Annotated in this window: 1 protein-coding gene; it reads right to left on the reverse strand. The window is 44.5% G+C overall.

From position 1 onward, the window contains the following. Positions 1-158 precede the first annotated feature (158 nt). A partial coding sequence (locus tag QZZ35_RS09350) for an InlB B-repeat-containing protein (RefSeq protein ID WP_291237155.1) occupies positions 159-4587 on the reverse strand: 4429 nt, incomplete at its 5' end.

A 4587-nucleotide genomic window follows, 5' to 3' on the forward strand; every position in this document is an offset into this window, starting at 1 on the left:
ATAAATGACGCCGTCCATATCGCAAATAAAACCTTTTTTCTCATTAAAATTAATCATACTTCTAATTGCCTATCTCTTCTTCCATAGGCTTCTCCTTTACCCATTATTCTTCATCTTGATTATACCATGTGTAAAAAGATTGAACTATCATTCACATGTTAAATCTTATGGTCATCTTTGTAAAGCAGCTTCTTACCTAAAAAAATGATACAGATTCCTGCTCCCGCGATCATCAGGAAAAACATGACCATAAGCGGTGCTTTATCACCGGTCTTCGCGTTTGAGGCTGTCTTTAAATTATTCTGTCCGGATTCATTGCTTCCTGTTCCAGGATGATTACTTTCCGGGTGATTACTTTCTGGATGATTGCTTTCCGGATAATCGCCTTCAGGATGATCACTTGTGGTTTCATCACTTTCCGGTTCTACTGGTTCATCCAAATCCGGATCCGGCATTTCTTCAAATACTGCCGTAAATTCCATATCCTCTGTCACAGTAACACTCATAATCCGTTCTTCGCTGACCAGTTCACCCGAATCGTCAATCCATCCCCCGAAACAAAGACCTTCGCCTGTTACTTTGGCAGTCAAAGTGACTGTATCCTGGTCATTGACCCGATAGATTGTATTTTTTCCGTCAAATACAGTGCGCTCACAGCCATCCACATACACAGCTCCACCCGGTTCTCCTGTCTCAACCAGTGGATTCGGACCTGCATTGACGACAAGACTGTGTACAGAGCCATCCGGCTCGAATACTGCCATAAGTTCTCTGGACTGGTCTTCCACATCTATAGAATAGGATTCATCCGTTGAAACCTCTTCACCACTTTCATCCTGCCAGCAGACAAAACGATATCCATTTTCCGGAAATGCAGTCAGAGTTGCCGTCTCACCGAACTGATAGGCACCGCCCCCATCTATTGTACCAAAAGTAGGATCATTGGCCACGGCATGAATCATGTAAAGTGCCGGAAGATAGGGATTATCAAAATACAGCTCTTCCGTCACGCTGTTTTCATCGTCTCCTTCAGTCAAAAGACTGACTGTAATTCCGTAAAGAAGACGATCACTGTCTTTATACTGATTCCATATATCTTCCAGATCCAGACGAAGACAATAATTCTGTCCAAGATCTGAAACATTTTCTCTTGTGTCCGAAAGGCTTCCGATATCCAGAGGTATTTCCATCAGCACACCATCATTGGCCGAATTGTCATTATTTTTTTGAAAATTCCCTGTGAGTACAAGAGAAAGATTTTCTGCCGGAACTATCGAATGATTTTTCAGATTCAAAAATGCCGTATTCTTCCCGTTTAGGGTGGTCTGATATCCGTTCATATATATACTCGGCATGTCATAGGATACCGTCAAATCAATCAATGCATTTGTAACCGGATAAGTCACGCAGACATTCAGTTCCTGTGCACCTGATTCCCAGGATGGATTTGGCTGAATCGTCACTCGGAAACTCTCGGTTTCACCCGGATATATATCCGACCAGTAACCATAACTTCCGTCATCCTCCTGACTCTGCGGATTGCCCTCTGAATCCAGAAGCTGCAGTACGTTTCCGTCTTTGTCCGTAATTTTAAATTTCACAATATCCTCATATTGGCATCCTGTATTTTTTATAAAAATTGTTGCTCCAAGCGATTTCTGAGTACGGCGTATAGCCGGACTGTCCAGACTGAAATCCACCGCTTCCAGCTTTCGCTCCTGATTCTGTTTCCACATAAAAAGCTGTACCGTGTCGGACACTTCATTGCCGCTCTCCTTCACTTCACGGCCATCCGAATAAACAAGCTGGTATCCGCCTTCATCTTGTCTTGCAATTGTATAATTACCTGCGTTGACACCTTCCAATTCAATTTCCTGTGCACCACAGATGGCTGTTTCATCCGAATAGGAACCGACTTTGTAAACTGTCAGCAAACTGTAATCCAATGTATTATCTTCCTTGTAGTGTTTTGCCAGCGATGCAACAGACAGACCTGCAGAATTATCATAGACAAATCTGTAACTTGCATTATCATCATCCGGCCAGGTTACCGGATTTCCTTCCCTGTCCGCAGATATGCGTTTCCATTCCAGCCAACTGCCCGATTCACTCTTTTTTCGTTCCATGTAACAGAGGATGCCGCCCACAATTCCGTAACACTTGCCATTTGCATAGACAAAATCGCTGATCGGAGGTATGTCTGTATATTCTCCGTTAGGATTTTCGATCATCATAACATCGTCTTCCACATACTCTCCATAGCCGTCAATTCCATAATAACGGACATATGTTCCATCCCGCCATCCTTTGAAAAAGGCACTCTCACCCTCCTTCAGAACTCCGGTTGTCAACAACTGACGCATCCTTCCGTGACTTTTTATTTTTGTATCATCTTTTATCCACGGAGAATAAATGTAGGCATTTGCCGGCTTCCGATCCGAAGACAAATAAGAAGCAGACTCTCTCCAGGCCACTGCACACGTATCCCCGGATCCGGCTGCCTGAGCATCCAGATGCTGCATATCGTCCCCGTCACGAACAGCCACACTCTGCCGCACCTCACCCGAGCTCAAATTTATTGTCATTGCACTGACATTCGTCTTCATGGCACGCTCTTCCGGCGTGTCATCTTCTATAAATTCTCCCCCAATCACGCATAAATACACATTGTCTTCATATTGACTGTTGCCGTAATCTGTCTGATTTGCTCTCACGTCATATGCATAAACGGCCTTTCCCTTAGTCGGCGTTTCTACCAGATGCACTGTATTTTCCAGCTGTCCGGATGCCTGATCCTGAATCTGATATACAAGACGCGGAATACCGTCAATGGCCATGATACGGAACAAAGCCGTCTGATTGCTTGTTTTCACAAAACACGCCTTATTGTCTGCCAATGTCAGGCTGTCAATCCGCGTAATATCCTGGCCATTCACATCGTTTACCGCCATTCCGGAATTGATCGTATAAGAAAAATCGTCCACACAGGTCAGTTCACTTTGTGCATGATCCATATCCACAGATATTGGTACTGCTGTTTCCTGTAATTCATCATCTGAGTATCCATTGGCCGCATCATTTTCATCCCAACTGTCATAGAAAACTCCCCGGTCACTGAGAGATTCAATTTTTTTATGATACTTAAAAAAGAGCACAGTCGCAGATATATCCACTTCATATCCGCCTGTTATGTAAATATGGGGAATCTTCTTTTCTTCCAGAGGAATGTCTGTCCCGGAATCTTTTTTATAACGAACCGAGGCATCCATGTACACGCTGCCATCAATCTGGGCACAGGCCAGCTCATGAATTCCGGCACCCACATATCCGCCGATGGTTCCGATCAGATCAAAAGTCAGACCGGCTTGTGATCCAGGAGGGGTAACACTGATATTATCAAAAATATCCGTATCCTTTCCGGTAGGATTCACTGTCAGACCGATGCTGCCCGCTGCCGTGCCGCCAAAGGATGCCTGCGCTCCCCCATAAAAAGGTCCAACCGGAGTAATGATATAAATTGTCAGCCCAAATGCCCCTTTAACGGATAAAGCTACAGTAAAATCCCCCTTCAGAACCCCTGTATCAAAATCATATCGTCCGACGCATCCGCCGATCAGCTGAAATGTAAAGCTGTAGGATACATCCGGAGCAACAGAAAAACCTTGTCCGCTGAAAATACTTTTTCCCTGTTGAAATGCATCGATCTTGCTGCGTATATTGCTCCTTATTTTATCAAAAACACCTTTGACACGTTCGGACTGTCTCGGTATCCAGCTCTGATTCATGATTTCCTTCATCTCTTTCGGATCAATCAGATTCTCCCCGTAGGATACAAAGAAGGAACCGTCCGGCAATACAGCTGCAGAAACATTGGTTTTAAACAGGTCGACACCGACTTTTCCGCCTCCTGCCCCCGGTATATAATCCGGAAGTTTAAAGGAAGCCAGTCCGTTAAAAAAACCAAATGGAGTATTTGTCCAGGTAGGCGTAGTAACTTTGGCATCTTCAACCTTTACATTCAGTTTTTTCTCACTTTTCCATTCCCAGCCATCTTCATCCGTTTCTGTTTCTTCCGTATCACTGCCCATCTTCACATACAATTTGTCACCATTCTTCAAAAGTCCTTCCGCCTGAATCCAATCCGCCGATAATGCATATGCCGCCGTATCTGCACCGGAATAAATACTGGATGTTTTTGACAAAGCGGTTACCAGGCGGTCATCCTCTCCATTTTTTGCGCGAAGCTCCAGCTGCTCCGGAAGTTTTGCATCTCCCGTAGAAGAAATCAAAAATGAAAGATTCAGATCTTCCGTACCACTTTTCATCAAAGCAATAGAGACATCGCCATACAATAAATCTGCTCCACCCATATCTGCACAACGGACATAACACTGATTCTCTTCCTTTTCCTTAAGGCAGCGAATAATATTCTCTCCTCCGGACAGATTCACATCCATCACGGTCTGGCTCTCATAATTTTCATGCTGCACATCTACCGCTCCATACCGGGATCCCTGCATATCAGCAAAAACAGCCACACCTTCGGTTCCCGCCTCGCCATCTGTAATGACACTCCGGCTTTCTCTG

It is taken from the genome of Frisingicoccus sp. (assembly GCA_016298055.1).
In the GTDB taxonomy this organism is placed as follows: domain Bacteria; phylum Bacillota; class Clostridia; order Lachnospirales; family Lachnospiraceae; genus Frisingicoccus.